The organism is Hydrogenivirga sp. 128-5-R1-1 (assembly GCF_000171895.1).
This window is the reverse complement of the sequence record NZ_ABHJ01000002.1, coordinates 221,129-235,704: the sequence shown is the minus strand read 5'-3', so window position 1 is coordinate 235,704 and position 14,576 is coordinate 221,129. Positions and strand designations below refer to the sequence as shown.

Below are 14,576 nucleotides of genomic sequence, written 5' to 3'. Positions count from 1 at the left end.
CTTTATTAGCCTCAAGGGAGCTCTCTTCCCGGTTGATCCCGAGAGCGTGAAGATAAGTGTCCGGGAGGATAGCGAAGATGCCCAGTTCATAAGGAAATTCGGCTTTGACCCCAAAGACTTGCCTGCCGAGGAGGTGTTCATAGGAGAGCTTGATTATAAACTCAACCCCTACCTCATAGAAGAGTTCGCCCTGGCGCTCAGGGGATACGCTCAGGCTCTACAGGGTCTCGTGGAGCTGTATCTGGATGATGTGAAGACAGGGACGGAAGACAAGGAGAAGCTCTCTCAGGAGTACGCCTCGTGGATAGACGTGCAGATACAAAAACTTGAGAGAGACCTTGAGGAAGTCAAAGAGCACCTGAGGCAAGTAGGAGAGGGAGAGGTAATAAAGAAGGAGGTGTAAGCGATGACAGACCCCCTAGAAGTACAACATTTTGAAGGCAAAGCTCCCTGAATATGAGCTTATGTTCAGGGCTTTCCTTGAGAAGGCCAACAGGGAGCTCGAAAAACAGACCGACGAAGAGGGACATAGGCAGGTAAGGGTTCTCTTTGCCAACACGGCTGTGGATCTTCTGGAGGTACTGGAAAGGGAAGTGGCTGAGGTGAAGGAGCTGAGCAGGTCTCTGCCTTTGGGGGTTGTCTTTCAGGTCTCTCTCTATAATGCAGGATGATGATGGGGTTAGCTGTAGATGAAATACTCGGGGTGGTCTTTAAGAACCTTGGGGGAAGCGTGAGGACTCTTTACTATTCTATCGGGGAGGTAGAGGAGAACCTCGTTGTTCGATCACTTTTTAGGGGGTCTCCCTCCCTTTCTTTTAACATCAAGGTGGAACTTCCTCCTTACCACGGAACGAGCTTCTGCTTTGTCCATAGCGGTATCCAAAAGTTTTCGATACTCCCCCACCGCTTCATTAAGGTAGGCGTAGGGTCTCTTATGGGTTCTAATGTCTCCTCGCCTAATCGCTCTCTCTACCCTCTTAAACAGAGTCTTAAAACATCGCTCGGAGCAGAAAACCCCGAGATAGGGAGAACAAGCGGGTACCCCACATTCAAGACAGGGAACAGCTTCGGGAGGAGAAAACTGGACGAGTTCTATGAAATCCTCAACATGCTGAAGCTTTCTCTCCTCAACCGTCCTCTTGAACTCTTTGTAAGAGGAAAAGAATCTTTTGAGGCAAACGTTGAAGAGGAACCAGAAGACACTAGGAAGAGCCTCCTCTTTTTCGGAGGCTATTACCCTCAGGTCAATTGCGAAGGGAATATAGGAGAACACCACAAAGTCTTTACCTCTGAAAAGCTCTCTAAGGAAGAGGAGAAAGCTACGGAGGAATGGAACCGCTTTAACGCTCTGATGATTAATCCCGGAACCCAGAAGGGAAAGATGCCCTTCCTTACTCGCAAGAGAGGAGAACAAACCCCGAGGATGTTCCGCCGGGGAAAAGTTCTTATTCATTCCCTCCCAGACCGATACGGGAGACCCGAGAACTTCAAATACGTAAAGCTTCCCTCTGATGTAGGCAAAGACCCAAGCGGTAGGATAATCGGAGACGTCCTCTCTGATGTAGGAGTAAACCTCATATGGAGCGGAGGAGATGAGCTCTCTCATCGCTTGCCATTTATCCACGCAGAAAGACCAGAACTCAAAGCGGTAAAGGGTGACCCCTTCATTCTCCTCCGGTTCCAGCCTGGAGGAAGGCATGGGAACGAAGAAGGGGAAAAGGTATAGGGAAATCTGTCTCAAGAATTTTTTAGCTCTGTCCTTATGCCTGCATTTCAGCCTTTTCATGATACATATTATAAATGGTCTCTATTGCACACAACAACACCCAGCGATATTCTTTTCAACACAAAAGCAAAAAGGAGGTGTCCTGCATGCGACTACTCAAAGTTGAAGACGTAGCCAGGCTCTTAGAAACCTCCCCTCAAAACATAAGGATGAAGGTCTACCGTGGTCAGCTCCCAGCTCGTAGGCTGGGGAGGAGGATTGTATTCCTCGAAGAGGAGCTAAAGGAAGCTCTGAAGAAGCTCCCGAGAGTGGTTCCTGAGAAGATTTGAAAAGGAGGTGAAAAAAGTGGAAACGAACGGCAACAATAGTTTAACTCCTCTTGAAAAGTTAATCAAGGCTTATTATGAGCTGGGGTTCTGCGTACTTCCAGCGATCAAAGGTAAGAAGCGTCCCTCCCTCAACTGGAGGGAGTTTATAAGCGAGCGCCCCTCCCTTGAAGATACCCTTAGATTGTTTGAGGGGAAGATAGACCCCAACCTCTGCATAGTTTGCGGGGAAGTTTCCGGGGTGGTCGTTTTAGATATAGACGGCCCTGAAAAATTCAAGGCATGGCTCAGGGAGAAAGATAAGGGTTTGAAAAGTCCCCTATCCATACCTTCCGCTATTAAAACAGGCAAAGGATTTCATATCTGGTTTAAGCACCCCTCAGAAGATATCGGCGTCAGGAGATTTCCTGAGCATGGTTTTGAGCTTCGTGGTACCGGGGGAATTGTCATCGTCCCTCCCTCACTACACCCATCAGGAGGTATTTACTGGCCTCTCCACCTGGAGGAGAGGTCATTAGAGGCTCTCCTCTCATGGCTCAAGAAGCTTACCCTCCCCGAGTTGCCTGATTGGCTCCTTGAGGTTGCAAAGGAGGACGAGAAGAGAGCCATCAGATACGAAAGCGACACACCCACTTTAGAAGGAGTGGAGCTGAGCCAAGAAACAGCCCAGAAGCTCAAAACTCTCCTAAAAGAGGATCTTCTCCCTTTCTGGACAGAAGGGCACAGGCACGAGCTCGCCTGTGGGATTTCCGGCTGGCTCGCCCGGTTAGGCGTGCCCCAAGAAATCACGGAAGCAGTTATAGAGGAAATCGTACACGAGAGCGGAGACCCTGAGCTTCAGGACAGGCTAAGGGCAGTACGGGACATGTACGGCAATTTAGAAAGTGAGGGGAAGGTTAAAGGGATTTCTACCGTGTGGGCAATCCTCGGGGAGCAGGTTACGAAAAAACTCATGAGGGAAGTCTATACTCTACTTGAGCTTGAAGAAGAGCCTGTCCCTGAAGAAAGATTTGAGGAGGAGCTAACCTCGGCAGTCCTGCAGGAACGACCCTTCCCCTTCGGGGGGCTCCCCTACTATGTCCGGGAAATAATCAGGGCATACTCCACAGCTTACAACGTTGATCCGACCTACACGGCCATGGCAGTTCTGACTCTCTTTTCATCGGTAGTTGGAAACTCTGTGTGGATAGCGAGTAAACGAGATTTCTACACCTCTCCCTTCCTGTGGTCCGTCGTAGTTCAGGACACGGGTGGAGGTAAGACTCCTCTCTTGAGGGGCTTAATGAAGCCCCTTTACGAGATCCAAAAGGTCCTGTGGGAAAAGTATCAGGAAGAACTCAAAGAGTGGAAAAGGCTTGACGACAGCGATAAGAAGAAGAAAGACCCTCCCAAGCTCGGGCATCTGTTTGCCGAGGACTTTACGATTGAAGCTCTTGCCGAAGTACTCTCTCAGGATCAGAGGGGAGTGTTAATTAAAAGAGACGAAGTCGCAGGACTCTTCCTGTCCCTTGGGCAATATAAGAAGAAAGGAGGAGACGACAGACAGAGGCTCCTTGAACTTTGGAATGTAGGCGGTAGCTGGAAAATAGACAGGAAGGGCAAGACCCTCTACATCCACCCCATCGGGGCGTCAATCATCGGGGGTATTCAGCCCCAGATCTTGAGGAGGTTGTTCGAGAAAGAAGACTTTGACAGCGGACTCATGCCAAGGTTCCTGTGGCTTATCCTCCCTCGCCGTGAGCGTGTGTGGGTAGAGGCTGAAGTTGATGAACATATTATCAACCTCTGGAGGAACCTACTCAGATGGGGGAGGTCTATTCATTTTGACGGTGGTAGCGAGCCAATCATCCTCAACTCCGAGGCTAAGGAACTGTTTAGGGAATTCTACAACCGGAGGGGGAAGATGGAGATGGTTCTACCTTATCCTTTATCCGCTTTCGTGCCTAAGTTGATAGAATACACTCTCAGATTTGCCCTTCTACACCACCTACTTCTCGAGGCGGAGAGACTTAAATTTGCTTTTAGCAAAGAGAGCGATAGGATCACCCCACTCGCCGGGTTGGAAAGCATAAAGTTCGGAATAGAGTGCTCTTACTTCTTCCTCTGGCAGGCAAAGAGACTCATAGACAGCTTTGCCAACCGCTCTCCCTCTTTGGGACTTGAAGAGGTTGTCGCCGAGGTTATCCTAAACCTTCACAGGGAAACGGGTGAGGAGTTAATAGCCATAAAGGAAATCACCGCCCGGGTTAACGAGAAGCTCAGCATTAACCTGCACCCCCGCCTCATAAGCACAACGCTGGAAAAGATGGGCTTCACGAAAGAAGCGGGCTTGAGAAGGAGAATGCCGGGCAAAGGAAATTCAGCCATACTCTTTACCCCAGATATGATTTCTAAATTATCTTCACAATCTTCACAACGTTCACAGAGCGTACAGCCACAACAATCCGATGGTGTGAAGATAGACGTGAAGGAAAATCCATCTTCACACCTTGCCTCTCCTGACGAGTGTGAAGAAGAAAAAATCTTCACAGAAACCTTCACACCCTCAAATGGTTCTCTCTCAGGGATTTATGAGGGCAGGTGTGAAGAATGTGAGGAATGTGAAGATAAAAATCAAAAAACAGACCTTGAGATCCCCGAGGAAATCTGGGAGGAAATATGATGTTAAAGACCGACCTTCTGAAAGAACGCCTCTCCAGGCTCAAGCAGTCCATCGGAGGGTACAAGCCTTCTGAGTTCCTCCCCCTTGACTTCAGTCCACCCTTCGGCAAGGTTGAGACAAAGGAGAACCTCGCCAGGCTCATAGCCTCATTAGACGACTACGAGTTCAGCAAGTTTGTCTTCCTCTTCAAATTCTGGGTCATGGGAGAGAAAGACTCGTCTATATGGAGTCTTGACTGGGAAAGGGAAGTGTTCAAGGGAGAGTCTAACCCCGTAAAGAGGCTTGAGAGGCTCCTTGAGTTCTACGGTTGCACGAGGAGGTTCGAGCTCTACACAGAAGACCTTGAGAATACTCTCAGGCTTTACGGGGAGAAGAACATAGACAGGCTCCTGATAGCCCATAAGAAGGTCATCCTATACCACGGCTGGCACGTGGATAAGGAAGAGGGAGGGCTGTACGTCTTCAGGAGGGGAAGATGAAGACCGAGACTGTGTTCGTGTGCGGACAGCTTATCCTTGACAAATGCGCCGACCTTACAAGGTTGCACGTAAGGCATCGTATGCACAAGGGGGAAGTTCCCCTGAGGTTTGAGATCAGGAAAGCCAAAGTTCTGAAGTCCAATCCCAGGAGAGTAAAGAAGTTCTACACTCATATAAAGATGAAGAGGGGAGATGAAGTCTATGTGCTCAGGGAGCTCTACACACTCAGATGTGGAGTTCCTATAGAGGAGATAAAGAAGGAGATGAGGCCCGTCTTTGAGTACCTGAAGAAGTATAGAAATAAGCTCGGAAGGATAAATAGGATTATAGAGATAAGAAGTAAGAGACACCTTCAGGAACTCAGACAATCCCTTATGAGGAGGTTGAAAGATGACAGTAAAGGACGCTAACCTCATCAGCCAACCAGCTTCAGGGCATCAACGCTTCTTTAAGGCTCCTCAACGAGACCCTGAGGGAGATAAGAGATGTTCTGAAGATGATACCCTTAGCGCTCCACGTCGGAGAGATAGCAGACAGGCTCTACGGGGAGGCTGAACGTGAGAGTGGCACAAGGGCTTAGCCTGAAAGAGGAGATTATTTATATGCCACGTGACCTATCCCCGGGTAGGGTCACGTCTGCCACCGGCTACGCTCCCGGGGAGCTAACCGATAGCATCAAGAATAAGATAGAGCCATCAGAAGGCAGGATCAAGAGGAGGATTAGGGAATGAGTGTGAAGAGGAAGCTCGAAAACCTTGAGAAGCTCTTAGACAAAGAGGTAAGGGTCTATACCTTCTCCGACAGGGAGGAGATATACGCCCTCCCTGACAACAGGGAGATTTACTTTGACTACACTCCCCTCTATAACGCCCTCAGGAGGTGGAGGGGAATGGAGGAAGAATACGAGGGCACGGACATTATAAGGAATAAGGTAGAGGAGACAAAGGACATGCTCAGGTTTCTGGAGAGATTAGCCAATAGGGGGTGTTCCTTTGGAGAAAACCCTTGAGCCTCAACCTCTGGAGCACACTCTTAAGCTCACTTCGGGCAGAGCTAAAAAACACAGGAAGGGGGAGTAAGATGGCGGATAAACTCAGGATACCAAAGCTGAAGACCACAGAGGAAATAAACAGGGTGGTGAGGAGAGTCGTGAGGGAACTCATGAAGGGGGATATGGACCCTAAGAGGGGCAACGCCATTGTTTATGCTCTTAAGCTTGCAAAAGAACTCATAGAGGTAGGTGAGCTTGAGGAGAGAGTCAAGAGGCTGGAAGAACTTATGAGGGCTAACGGGAAGATAGGCTATGAGGTTAAGAACTAAGCTCAAGAAACTTGAGAAGGAATTGAGGAACTCTGAGGAGGCAAAGGGTATCATCAGGTACGAGATGATAGGCGAGGATAGGAAGACGGAGGAGTTCAAGACTCGGGAGATAGTCCTGAGGCACTCCACTTCCGGCATGGAAATCGCCAAGAAAAAAAGCTCATGAGATTCGACATCTTTACCGATACATTCTGTCCTTTGTGCGGTTCCAGCGAGCATCTGGACAGGATAGAACACATCCACGGGAGGGATCAAACGGGCCTTGTGGTTTTCTGCCGAAGGTGCGAGAGGGAGTTCGTGATAATAACCCACGTTTTTGGAGAGGGATACAAAGGTAGCTACAAAGCCTTTTAAAGGCTGAGCCTACCAATCATCCTCCTCGTCCGCTATCTCGTATTTCCTCAGATATTCGGGTATCCCCAGCTCTTCCCACCTTTCCTTCGGGAAGAGTAGCATCGCCATAAGGAAATAGTTGCCCTTCTCTCCCAATCCTTCCCTGTCCAGCTTCTCCAAGTCCTCGTCCCTCATCTGGTAAATCATAAGAGGAACGAATTTCCTTGCCTCTTCCAGCTCCTCTGGTGGTAATTTCTCCAGCTCTGTAATTAACTGCGACAAGCTCCTGTTTGACACCTTGCCTCCTTCCACAGAGAGCAATCTAACTCACAGGAGGGAGGTAGGCAACCGGGAGAAAATTTTTCAACTTTATAGTCAAGTGTTGAAGTTCTCTACTCCCCACAGATCTGAGCTTTAAAACAATTCTTTTCAACAGCTTAGGTTAATATCTACTAACTTTTTAGCTCTAATTCTTGGTAGACAAGGCTTAGAGGTGTTGAAAATAGGTTACAAAATGGGGTTAATTTCCTGTGATTTTTTGTAATTTTCTGTAATATTTCCGTCCTCTGGAAAGGTTGATAGACTTAGGCTTTAGAAAGCGATAGGCTTATACTTAGCTATTTTCAAAGCGTTGATAGAAGGGCTCTTCGTAAATTGTTAATTTCCAGGGAAGGGATGGTAGGCGGGACGGGGCTCGAACCCGTGACCTCCGCCTTGTAAGGGCGGCGCTCTCCCAACTGAGCTACCCGCCTTTACTCCAGACTGTATATTATAACGCCCTTTTACGAATTGGGTACTTTTACCGTGAAAAGGCACTTTAAAGCTCTATATTTAAAATGCGGGGCATAGAAATAGAGGGGGTAGTTTATGAGATTAGCACCACGTGTTCCCTACGATGGGATCATGCATATAAAGTGCAAAGTCGGTTGGATCAAAGTTCAGTGTGAAGACCTTTCGCTCTTTGGAGTCAAGTTTAGATATCTGAACGGGAGCACCTGCGAGCATCACGAGTGGGTTAAGTTGAAGCTCAACATAGACAACCGCACGACCGTATTCAACGGCAGGATTTACAGAGAAGAGAACCGCCATGCGGTAGCTCTGTTTAACGAAGATGACCTGACCATCTCTGAGCTCCTGGGGAGGTTCTTTACGGATAGGATCAGGCGTTCGGGTAGATGCCCTTACTGCAAAGAAAGATGTCCCTGTGAAGGGGCGAGTTGTCCGAGTTGTGGGATGCCCATTGACTTTACACAGGCAGACCTCGTTCAGACCATAAGACGCTTGAAGGTTGGAGACGTCATAGCCGGAAGGTTGCCCGAAGAGGTAAAGAGCAAGGTGTGCGAGGAGAATACAGACTTTGTGGGCTCCTGTGAAAGAATGACAAGAGTATTTGACCTCATAAGGAGGTTTGCACCTACCGATTACCCAGTGCTCATTCTGGGAGAGACCGGAACTGGAAAGGAGCTCACCGCGAGGGCTATACACGAAAAGAGCCCCCGCAGGGAAAAGGCTTTTATCGCTATAAACTGCGGAGCTATACCCGGAGAGCTTCTGGAAGCGGAGCTCTTTGGATACGAGAAGGGAGCATTCACCGGCGCCCACAGGAGAAAGCCCGGAAAGATTGAACAGGCGAACGGCGGCACCCTTTTCCTGGACGAGATAGGTGAGCTCCCTCTGGAATTACAGGTAAAACTCCTGAGGTTCCTTGAGGACTATACCTTCAGCAGGGTTGGCGGGAACGAGACGATTAAAGCCGATGTGAGGCTCATAGCGGCTACGAACGGAGACCTCAGGGAGCTGGTAAGGAAGGGGAAGTTCAGGGAAGACTTATACTACAGGTTAAAGGTGCTTTCAATAGAGCTCCCTCCTCTCAGGGATAGGGGAGAAGACAAGGTTCTAATGGCAAAGTACTTTCTTGAAAAGTTTAAGAGGGAGCAGGAGAAGAGCATAGAGGGTTTCACCGATGAGGCTATTGAACTCATAGAGAACTACTCATGGCCCGGGAATGTCCGGGAGCTCATCAACGTTATGAAGAAGGCTGTGGTCATGACCGATAAGAGGTTCATAGATGCCGTAGACCTTGATGTGGATACCTCTAAGGTTTCTAAGAACATAGGTGGGCAGAGGCTTTTCAACCTGAAGGAACACATGGATAAGCTTGAAAAGGAGCTCGTGGAGAAAGCCTTCAACGTAAGCAAGGGTAATATCAGCAAGATGGCTTCCATGCTGGGTGTCAGCCGCCCCACCGTTTACAAGCTCATAGAGAAGCACAACCTCGCTTAGAACCCCAGGTAAACTTCAAAGCCTACGTAAAGGCTGTTTCCCTTTGAGCTGTTCTTATAGCCACCCCTAAGCCCTGCAGAGAACCTGTTTGTGTAATACTCACCTATGACCCCCGTCTGGACGGCTCTGTAGTCTTCATTCCCGTGCCCTATGAGCTCAACCCCCAACCTCGTGTTCTCTGATAAGGCTTTCTTCTTTAATCTTCCACGCGCCCACAGGTAGGAGGTGGCTGAGCTGTAGCTGGTTATAAAGCTCGCGTTGGTGCCGTTGTTGAACCAGCTATCAACCTCTACCTGAAGGAGGAGGCTGTCTTCAACACCCTTGACCTCTATACCGCCTGTGTCCGGAGATACGCTCGTGTCCCTCCGCTCCCAGCCCAACCATCCTGTCAGACTCCATCCGGGAAAGTAGTACCTGTAGCCCGCCGACAACTGGAAGGCTGGCGCCTCAGCTTCCACCTCAACGCTGCCCTGCTCAAACTTATAGGTCAGGTAGTCAATCCACGCCTTTCCCAAGAGAGAGCCCCTGCTGTTCATCTTCTGTTCCACCAAAGAGCCTATGTAGGAGTAGGACTGAGACCTGGTGTCTATCTCAGAGCCGCTCAGCAGACTGAACTCGGCGCTTAAAACCGTGGTTGATACAAGCATAATTCCTGTAAGAAGTTTAATCCTCATGCCATTCTCCTTTGAAGGCTTATGGGTTCGTCTTCACCTGCAATCCCGTAAAAACGCTCGTCCTCCACCTTTAGCCCGTACCGGTACGCCTTTATCCCATGAAAGTAAAGCTCCTGCCCCCACACTATCGTCCCCCTGACGCCTTTGGAGAGATTTCCTCCCTTCACAAGGACGCGCTTCGCGCGTATCTCTCTGTAAGTCAAAAGTCTCATTCCTTTATCGCTTACGTCCTCGGTGGTGTAAGGGATGAGCTCACCCTCAACGTAGAGCAGCCCGGGGGCGTGCATGTTCTTGCGACGCTGTCTCGGACGTGCTCTGGGGCTATTCAGGAGCTTTAAGAGGACTTCCAGGGGCGTGGAGCTCGGTCTGTCGTGCTCCTCCATGTACTTCTTAAGGAGGAACCGGAAGTTAAAGGTTTCTATGGCGCTTAAAGCCTCAGGGCTAAGTTCTTTAAAGAGTATTCCACTTCTGAAGAAGCTGCCACCTGCACAGGGTTTTGAGTATATGACCTTACCCTCAACTTTCAGCTCACTCTCGTTGAAGGGTATGGTTAGCAGGAGCTCGTCTCCGGAGTTGAAACGGCGCTCTGATATGATGGCTGCACCCCTGCCGTGAAGGTCTTCCAGTGTAACAGGAACGTTGCCCTCCCAGCTTTTCACCATAGCCGGGAAGTTTGCAGGGAACCTGTACTCCTTTCTGGGAAACCTCTTCCGTGTAGTCCACGCCACGTAGGTGGACGCTATGCCCAGATTCAGAGATGCCCAGAATATATTGGCGGCGTAAACCCCTCTGTTGGGGACGTTCAGGAGCTGGGAGAGTCCGTAGCCGACGCCCACGGCGCTTCCCACGAGTACGAGCGTTTGGGGAAGGGACTCCTTTATGCTGCTCCTGTTATCGTTATCCTTTTCGGTCACCATGAAACGGGGTCTCTTCAACCTGATAAAGCCGAGCAGTGACTTCATGAAGGTGAAGAAGCGAGCCATGTTGTACTGCTCCAGGAGTGCCATCCTCCCGTAGCCCCTTGAAGCCTCCTCAAAAGCCCACACGGACAGAAATATGTGGGGCAGAAAAACTGGCAGGAACTCCTTCAGACTTACACTTATGGGAAGTTTCCCGGTGAGCAGCACTACCACCGGAGCTGTATAGAAGATCGCCTTCTGAAAACCGTCAAGGTAAGTGCTCATTGAGGCGAAGTAGTTTATCCTCTGGGGTAAGGTGAGCCCTCTGGTCAGGAGGGGGTTCTCCTTGGCGAACACCTGCATCGCCCCTTCTCCCCACCTGCCTCGCTGGTTCTTGAAGGGAGCTAAGTCTGCGGGAGCCACGCCGTAGGCGAGCACGTGAGGGTAATACACCGACTTCCAGCCCTTTGCGTGGAGTCTTATTGAGGTGTGCAGGTCTTCGGTGACGGTGCCTGTCGCAAAGCCGCCTATGTCCTCCAGCGCCTTTCTTCTCACGACGGCACAGCTTCCGCAGAAGAAGGCTGAGTTGGTTCTGTCCTTTCCCCTCATGATCACCCTGAAGAAGAGGGACTGCTCGTTCCAGAGTTTCCCCCTCACGAGCCTGTGCTGGTAGGAGTCCACGTTGTAGAAGTCCTGAGGTGTCTGGACGAAGGCTACCTCCTCGTCCGCAAAGTACCCGAGAGTCCTGTCAAGGAAGTCGGGCTGGGGTACGTGGTCTGCGTCCAACACGGCGATGAAATCGCCGTCCGTTTTGCCGAGAGCGTTGTTTAGGTTTCCAGCCTTGCCGTGTTCGTTGGTGTACCTCGGTATGTATCTGCACCCGAGCTCCTCACACAGCTCTCTGACCTCCCTTCTGCTTCCGTCGTCAAGGACGTAGGTTCTGTGGGGGTATCTGACCGAGATAGCTCCCTGTATGGTTTTCCTGAGCAGTTCTGGACTCTCGTTTAGGGTTGGTATAAAGATGTCCACCTTTAAGTCCTTGGGAGGGTCCTTGGTTTTCCTGTTGGGCAGACGCCACACCATGTAGAAGAACATGATGCTCGCTATGAGTCCGTACACCTCGGCTCCGTAGAGGACTGCGGAAAACAGAGGTGCATCTGGATTTAGGGTTCCGAGCCTCCAGACTATATAGTAAGTTGATACGGATACAGATAGCAGTATTAGAAACCTCCTGAAACCTTCCGTCTTCATGTCTTCCTCCTTCTTTGTTTGTAAGTGCAATAAGTGTGCCAGGGTTGAAGGTGTTGGCTACCAAGGCTTATAGAAAGGACAGCCCGTCCGGTGTAAAGATGCCTTACAGGTGCTTTCTCCGTACGCTGGTATATAAGGGTTTAGGGTTTGTAAGTTCTCTTTACAGGCGTAAAGCCCCATTACACTTCAGAACTTTATGGGGATCCTCACCTCAACTATGTAGTCGGGTGCGTCGTCCGTAAGACCCATGTAAATGCCGAAGCTGACGGGTACGTTCCTGGTCACCGACATACCCGCACCGAACTTGAAGAGGGCTGAGTTAAGTATTGAGTTCTTTACCCTCTTCTTGCCCTCCTCGGTCTCTATGTAAGTGGATAAGGTATAACTCTCTATGAACTGGGCTGATATGGAGAACATGTAGCTAAGAGCGTAAGCCATGCCCACGTTAAAGTTTATGGTGTCTCCGGGATATACCTTCCTGAGGAAGCCCGTTTCCAGCTCGGCGTCTGAGTCTACGTTCGCGCTTATCTGTTTATTGACCTCTTCGGGTATGTTGTATATGTAGGCGAGCCCTCCGTAAACGACCACGGGGTCTATGCTCTTCACCAGGTTGAATCCCGCTCTGACAGAGGCGTACCCCGTCCCCGTCGGAACGTCCTTCTCGGGGTCTATGTCAAAGGGACTCCTTCCCGTCTTGGTTTTATAACCTGCGTTGAGTATAAGGGCAGGTCTTGAGGCTGTTTCCTTTAGGGGCTGAATGCTCACGCCGATCGCCACGTCCCCCATGTCCGCCCTTTCCATGTCCCTCTCGCCCCTGTCCGTTTCTCCCGAACCCACGATGCTGACCATGTCGTACCTGTACACTAAAGGTACGCTCACCTCAAGCTGCAGGAAGTTGGTAACACCAGCCCGAAGTATGAACGTGTTTACGAATATGTTTCTCTTGGCGGACTCTATGCCGAACTGACCGAGGGTGAGGAACACGGGGTCAAGGATGGCAAAGCTCTCAAGGAATATCTGCCTCGCCGAGTAGTAAGTGTAGGTGAAATTCTCCTCAACCTCAAACTGACCCCCCTTAAGGAGGACGTAGTCTCTCTCAAACTGGGACAGAACGTGCTCAGGCTCCCTCTCGTCCCCGAAAGCGGACAGCGTTGCAAGTGTCAAAATTAGCGCTAAAAACGGTATCATAAGATCCTCCTTCCCCTAAGTTGCTAAAAGTCTGTGCTGTAAGTGTATGTGGGCAGTACGGGCGGCAGCAGTTCTCCCCTGAGGCTACCGGCGTTTACCGTTCTCATATCCTCTTCGCTTATAGCGAGTTTGTGGTTGTCGTCCTCAACATCTGACTCTATGACGAGGGCTATTCCCCTGTACCAAGCCTTCTCAAACTCCTTTACGGACATAACCGTATTCCCAAAGGCGGGGTCTGCTATAAAGACACGTCCCCTGTATATACCCCTGAATACAACGAAGTGCTTGTAGTTGTTTATTACTATGGTCACTATAACCGGCTTGTGGAGAGATGCCAGACCCTTTATAGTGGTCTTTATACCGTAGGCTCTGTATCCCTTTCTCTCCGCGTACCTCTTCATGTCTAATAGGGAAAAGCCCTTTCTCTTAGCTATCTTCTCCCGATTTCCCTTTTCAAACATCTCTCTGGTAACGGATTCCTCTTCCACCGGCAGGTGCAGGTAGTACCTGAATATTGTGGCTACCGTTGCCGAACCGCAGCTGTAATCAAGCTTCTGCCTGACTATGTTGTTAAACTTCAGCTCCGAAGAAGGCTTCACGTCCACCTTTACGGTTGCCGAGCTCCCTACGCTTCCCATAGGTAAAAAGAGGGAGGACGACCCCCTCTGGGTCATCTGAGAACAGCCTAATATTAAGGGAAGGGTGAGAAGATACAGCCATCTCATGGGAGTGTGCTCCCGTTTATCGCATTCAGAACGGTATTTATGTTGAAGGTCGGGTTGGTCAGGTTGGATTCCAGAATTATGAATATGTTGTAGGAGTTGTTCACTGCGGAATTTGAGGCGTTTACAGGATTCCAGGCGTTACTCTGGGCGTTGTCGGATATGAAAACGGAACCGTTCAAGTTCAGAGACCCATTTATGTCTATGTTCTGGATTAAGTTTCCGAGCGTGCCGTCCACTATATCCCCGGTCATACCACCGATCACATTCAGCCCCTGAGCGTAGACCCTGTCAAGTTCGTGGTCGCTGACCAGGGCTATCTCCTGAGCTTTCACTAAGGAAACCAGTATGAGTCCAAATATCATCACCGCTAAAATGTGTTTCATCTCAATTCCTCCTGACGATGTCCCCGCAGACCTGATACACGAGTCTCTTGTTTTCCATGAGCTGCCAGGACACCCTTATGTTTATAAAGGCGTTGCCCTTCTTGCCGTACTGTCTCTGAGCGTTTATGACGCTTGACACGAGAACGTCGTTCATTATCTTTGGCAGGTCTGAGTCCTTCTTAGGGTACTTGACCGTATATACGTAACAGGTGTTGTCAACTATCGTGTAAGACTTTAGACCACCGTCACCGAAAGATACAAGGAACTTACTCGCACCGAAGGTGGTTCCGATGGAGAACAAGAAGAGAGTGAGAAGTACGTGCATAG

The 14,576-nt window shown here is 49.8% G+C and carries 20 protein-coding genes and 1 tRNA gene; 13 read left to right on the top strand and 8 right to left on the bottom strand.

Annotated features, from left to right (window positions below):
* The 12 genes from HG1285_RS19650 to HG1285_RS19395 form a co-directional block, all read left to right on the top strand.
* Positions 1-403, top strand: a 403-nt coding sequence (locus HG1285_RS19650) for a hypothetical protein (protein ID WP_008286479.1), incomplete at its 5' end; no start/stop codon positions are given.
* A 31-nt stretch (positions 404-434) separates the two neighbouring features.
* On the top strand, positions 435-671 hold the full coding sequence (locus HG1285_RS13840; RefSeq protein WP_008286478.1) for a hypothetical protein: 237 nt from the start codon (positions 435-437) through the stop codon (positions 669-671).
* A gap of 2 nt (positions 672-673) precedes the next feature.
* A complete protein-coding gene (locus HG1285_RS19405; protein ID WP_157560462.1) occupies positions 674-1,726 on the top strand; it encodes a hypothetical protein in 1,053 nt (350 codons plus the stop codon).
* Positions 1,727-1,872: 146 nt separating this feature from the next.
* Positions 1,873-2,055 (top strand): helix-turn-helix domain-containing protein, encoded by a 183-nt coding sequence (locus tag HG1285_RS13850; protein WP_008286476.1) that lies wholly within the window; start codon positions 1,873-1,875, stop codon positions 2,053-2,055.
* A 16-nt stretch (positions 2,056-2,071) separates the two neighbouring features.
* Positions 2,072-4,714, top strand: a complete 2,643-nt coding sequence (locus tag HG1285_RS13855) for a DUF3987 domain-containing protein (protein WP_008286475.1) — start codon at positions 2,072-2,074, stop codon at positions 4,712-4,714.
* Positions 4,711-5,193, top strand: a complete 483-nt coding sequence (locus tag HG1285_RS13860) for a hypothetical protein (protein WP_157560461.1) — start codon at positions 4,711-4,713, stop codon at positions 5,191-5,193. Before HG1285_RS13855 ends, HG1285_RS13860 begins: the two co-directional genes overlap by 4 nt.
* On the top strand, positions 5,190-5,603 hold the full coding sequence (locus tag HG1285_RS13865; protein WP_008286473.1) for a hypothetical protein: 414 nt from the start codon (positions 5,190-5,192) through the stop codon (positions 5,601-5,603). The genes HG1285_RS13860 and HG1285_RS13865 overlap by 4 nt, the downstream gene beginning before the upstream one ends.
* Before the next feature lie 147 nt (positions 5,604-5,750).
* A complete protein-coding gene (locus HG1285_RS19400; protein WP_157560459.1) occupies positions 5,751-5,924 on the top strand; it encodes a hypothetical protein in 174 nt (57 codons plus the stop codon).
* Between the two features lie 2 nt (positions 5,925-5,926).
* A complete protein-coding gene (locus tag HG1285_RS13870) occupies positions 5,927-6,202 on the top strand; it encodes a hypothetical protein (RefSeq protein ID WP_157560457.1) in 276 nt (91 codons plus the stop codon).
* 71 nt (positions 6,203-6,273) lie between these two features.
* Entirely contained in the window at positions 6,274-6,513 is a 240-nt protein-coding gene (locus HG1285_RS17170; protein WP_032496345.1) for a hypothetical protein, read from the top strand.
* On the top strand, positions 6,497-6,679 hold the full coding sequence (locus HG1285_RS13875; protein WP_008286468.1) for a hypothetical protein: 183 nt from the start codon (positions 6,497-6,499) through the stop codon (positions 6,677-6,679). Before HG1285_RS17170 ends, HG1285_RS13875 begins: the two co-directional genes overlap by 17 nt.
* Positions 6,676-6,867, top strand: a complete 192-nt coding sequence (locus HG1285_RS19395) for a hypothetical protein (protein ID WP_008286467.1) — start codon at positions 6,676-6,678, stop codon at positions 6,865-6,867. The genes HG1285_RS13875 and HG1285_RS19395 overlap by 4 nt, the downstream gene beginning before the upstream one ends.
* 9 nt (positions 6,868-6,876) lie before the next feature.
* Here the strand turns inward: HG1285_RS19395 and HG1285_RS13880 are convergent, their stop codons facing one another.
* Together HG1285_RS13880 and HG1285_RS13885 are read right to left on the bottom strand one after the other, a co-directional pair.
* The gene (locus tag HG1285_RS13880) at positions 6,877-7,143 is read right to left on the bottom strand and encodes a hypothetical protein (RefSeq protein WP_157560456.1); all 267 of its coding nucleotides are present in this window, start codon (positions 7,141-7,143) and stop codon (positions 6,877-6,879) included.
* 379 nt (positions 7,144-7,522) lie between these two features.
* Positions 7,523-7,598: transfer RNA gene (locus tag HG1285_RS13885), tRNA-Val, on the bottom strand.
* 115 nt (positions 7,599-7,713) lie between these two features.
* Here HG1285_RS13885 and HG1285_RS13890 point away from each other — a divergent pair.
* Positions 7,714-9,129 carry a sigma-54 dependent transcriptional regulator gene (locus HG1285_RS13890; protein WP_157560454.1) on the top strand — a complete coding sequence of 472 codons (1,416 nt, stop codon included), beginning with the start codon at positions 7,714-7,716 and terminating at the stop codon, positions 9,127-9,129.
* Here HG1285_RS13890 and bcsS read toward each other — a convergent pair.
* The 6 genes from bcsS to HG1285_RS13910 form a co-directional block, all read right to left on the bottom strand.
* Positions 9,126-9,803, bottom strand: coding sequence for a cellulose biosynthesis protein BcsS (gene bcsS / locus HG1285_RS13895; RefSeq protein WP_083793029.1), 678 nt, complete (start codon positions 9,801-9,803; stop codon positions 9,126-9,128). The two genes, HG1285_RS13890 and bcsS, sit on opposite strands and share 4 nt — an antisense overlap.
* Entirely contained in the window at positions 9,800-11,953 is a 2,154-nt protein-coding gene (locus HG1285_RS17165) for a glycosyltransferase (RefSeq protein WP_008286462.1), read from the bottom strand. Before HG1285_RS17165 ends, bcsS begins: the two co-directional genes overlap by 4 nt.
* 186 nt (positions 11,954-12,139) lie before the next feature.
* Entirely contained in the window at positions 12,140-13,141 is a 1,002-nt protein-coding gene (locus HG1285_RS13900) for a hypothetical protein (protein ID WP_008286461.1), read from the bottom strand.
* Between the two features lie 23 nt (positions 13,142-13,164).
* The gene (locus tag HG1285_RS17160) at positions 13,165-13,866 is read right to left on the bottom strand and encodes a C39 family peptidase (protein ID WP_008286460.1); all 702 of its coding nucleotides are present in this window, start codon (positions 13,864-13,866) and stop codon (positions 13,165-13,167) included.
* On the bottom strand, positions 13,863-14,249 hold the full coding sequence (locus tag HG1285_RS13905; RefSeq protein WP_008286459.1) for a hypothetical protein: 387 nt from the start codon (positions 14,247-14,249) through the stop codon (positions 13,863-13,865). Before HG1285_RS13905 ends, HG1285_RS17160 begins: the two co-directional genes overlap by 4 nt.
* Position 14,250: 1 nt before the next feature.
* Positions 14,251-14,574 (bottom strand): hypothetical protein, encoded by a 324-nt coding sequence (locus HG1285_RS13910; protein ID WP_008286458.1) that lies wholly within the window; start codon positions 14,572-14,574, stop codon positions 14,251-14,253.
* Between the last annotated feature and the right edge of the window lie 2 nt (positions 14,575-14,576).

Excerpts from the sequence above, each read along its gene's own strand:
- HG1285_RS13890 (WP_157560454.1), top strand. The coding sequence starts at position 7,714 with ATGAGATTAGCACCACGTGTTCCCTACGATGGGATCATGCATATAAAG.
- HG1285_RS13900 (WP_008286461.1), bottom strand. The coding sequence starts at position 13,141 with ATGATACCGTTTTTAGCGCTAATTTTGACACTTGCAACGCTGTCCGCT.
- HG1285_RS17160 (WP_008286460.1), bottom strand. The coding sequence starts at position 13,866 with ATGAGATGGCTGTATCTTCTCACCCTTCCCTTAATATTAGGCTGTTCT.
- HG1285_RS13910 (WP_008286458.1), bottom strand. The coding sequence starts at position 14,574 with ATGCACGTACTTCTCACTCTCTTCTTGTTCTCCATCGGAACCACCTTC.
- HG1285_RS13905 (WP_008286459.1), bottom strand. The coding sequence starts at position 14,249 with ATGAAACACATTTTAGCGGTGATGATATTTGGACTCATACTGGTTTCC.
- HG1285_RS19405 (WP_157560462.1), top strand. The coding sequence starts at position 674 with ATGGGGTTAGCTGTAGATGAAATACTCGGGGTGGTCTTTAAGAACCTT.
- HG1285_RS13865 (WP_008286473.1), top strand. The coding sequence starts at position 5,190 with ATGAAGACCGAGACTGTGTTCGTGTGCGGACAGCTTATCCTTGACAAA.
- HG1285_RS17170 (WP_032496345.1), top strand. The coding sequence starts at position 6,274 with ATGGCGGATAAACTCAGGATACCAAAGCTGAAGACCACAGAGGAAATA.
- HG1285_RS17165 (WP_008286462.1), bottom strand. The coding sequence starts at position 11,953 with ATGAAGACGGAAGGTTTCAGGAGGTTTCTAATACTGCTATCTGTATCC.
- bcsS (WP_083793029.1), bottom strand. The coding sequence starts at position 9,803 with ATGAGGATTAAACTTCTTACAGGAATTATGCTTGTATCAACCACGGTT.
- HG1285_RS13875 (WP_008286468.1), top strand. The coding sequence starts at position 6,497 with ATGAGGTTAAGAACTAAGCTCAAGAAACTTGAGAAGGAATTGAGGAAC.
- HG1285_RS19395 (WP_008286467.1), top strand. The coding sequence starts at position 6,676 with ATGAGATTCGACATCTTTACCGATACATTCTGTCCTTTGTGCGGTTCC.
- HG1285_RS13860 (WP_157560461.1), top strand. The coding sequence starts at position 4,711 with ATGATGTTAAAGACCGACCTTCTGAAAGAACGCCTCTCCAGGCTCAAG.
- HG1285_RS13850 (WP_008286476.1), top strand. The coding sequence starts at position 1,873 with ATGCGACTACTCAAAGTTGAAGACGTAGCCAGGCTCTTAGAAACCTCC.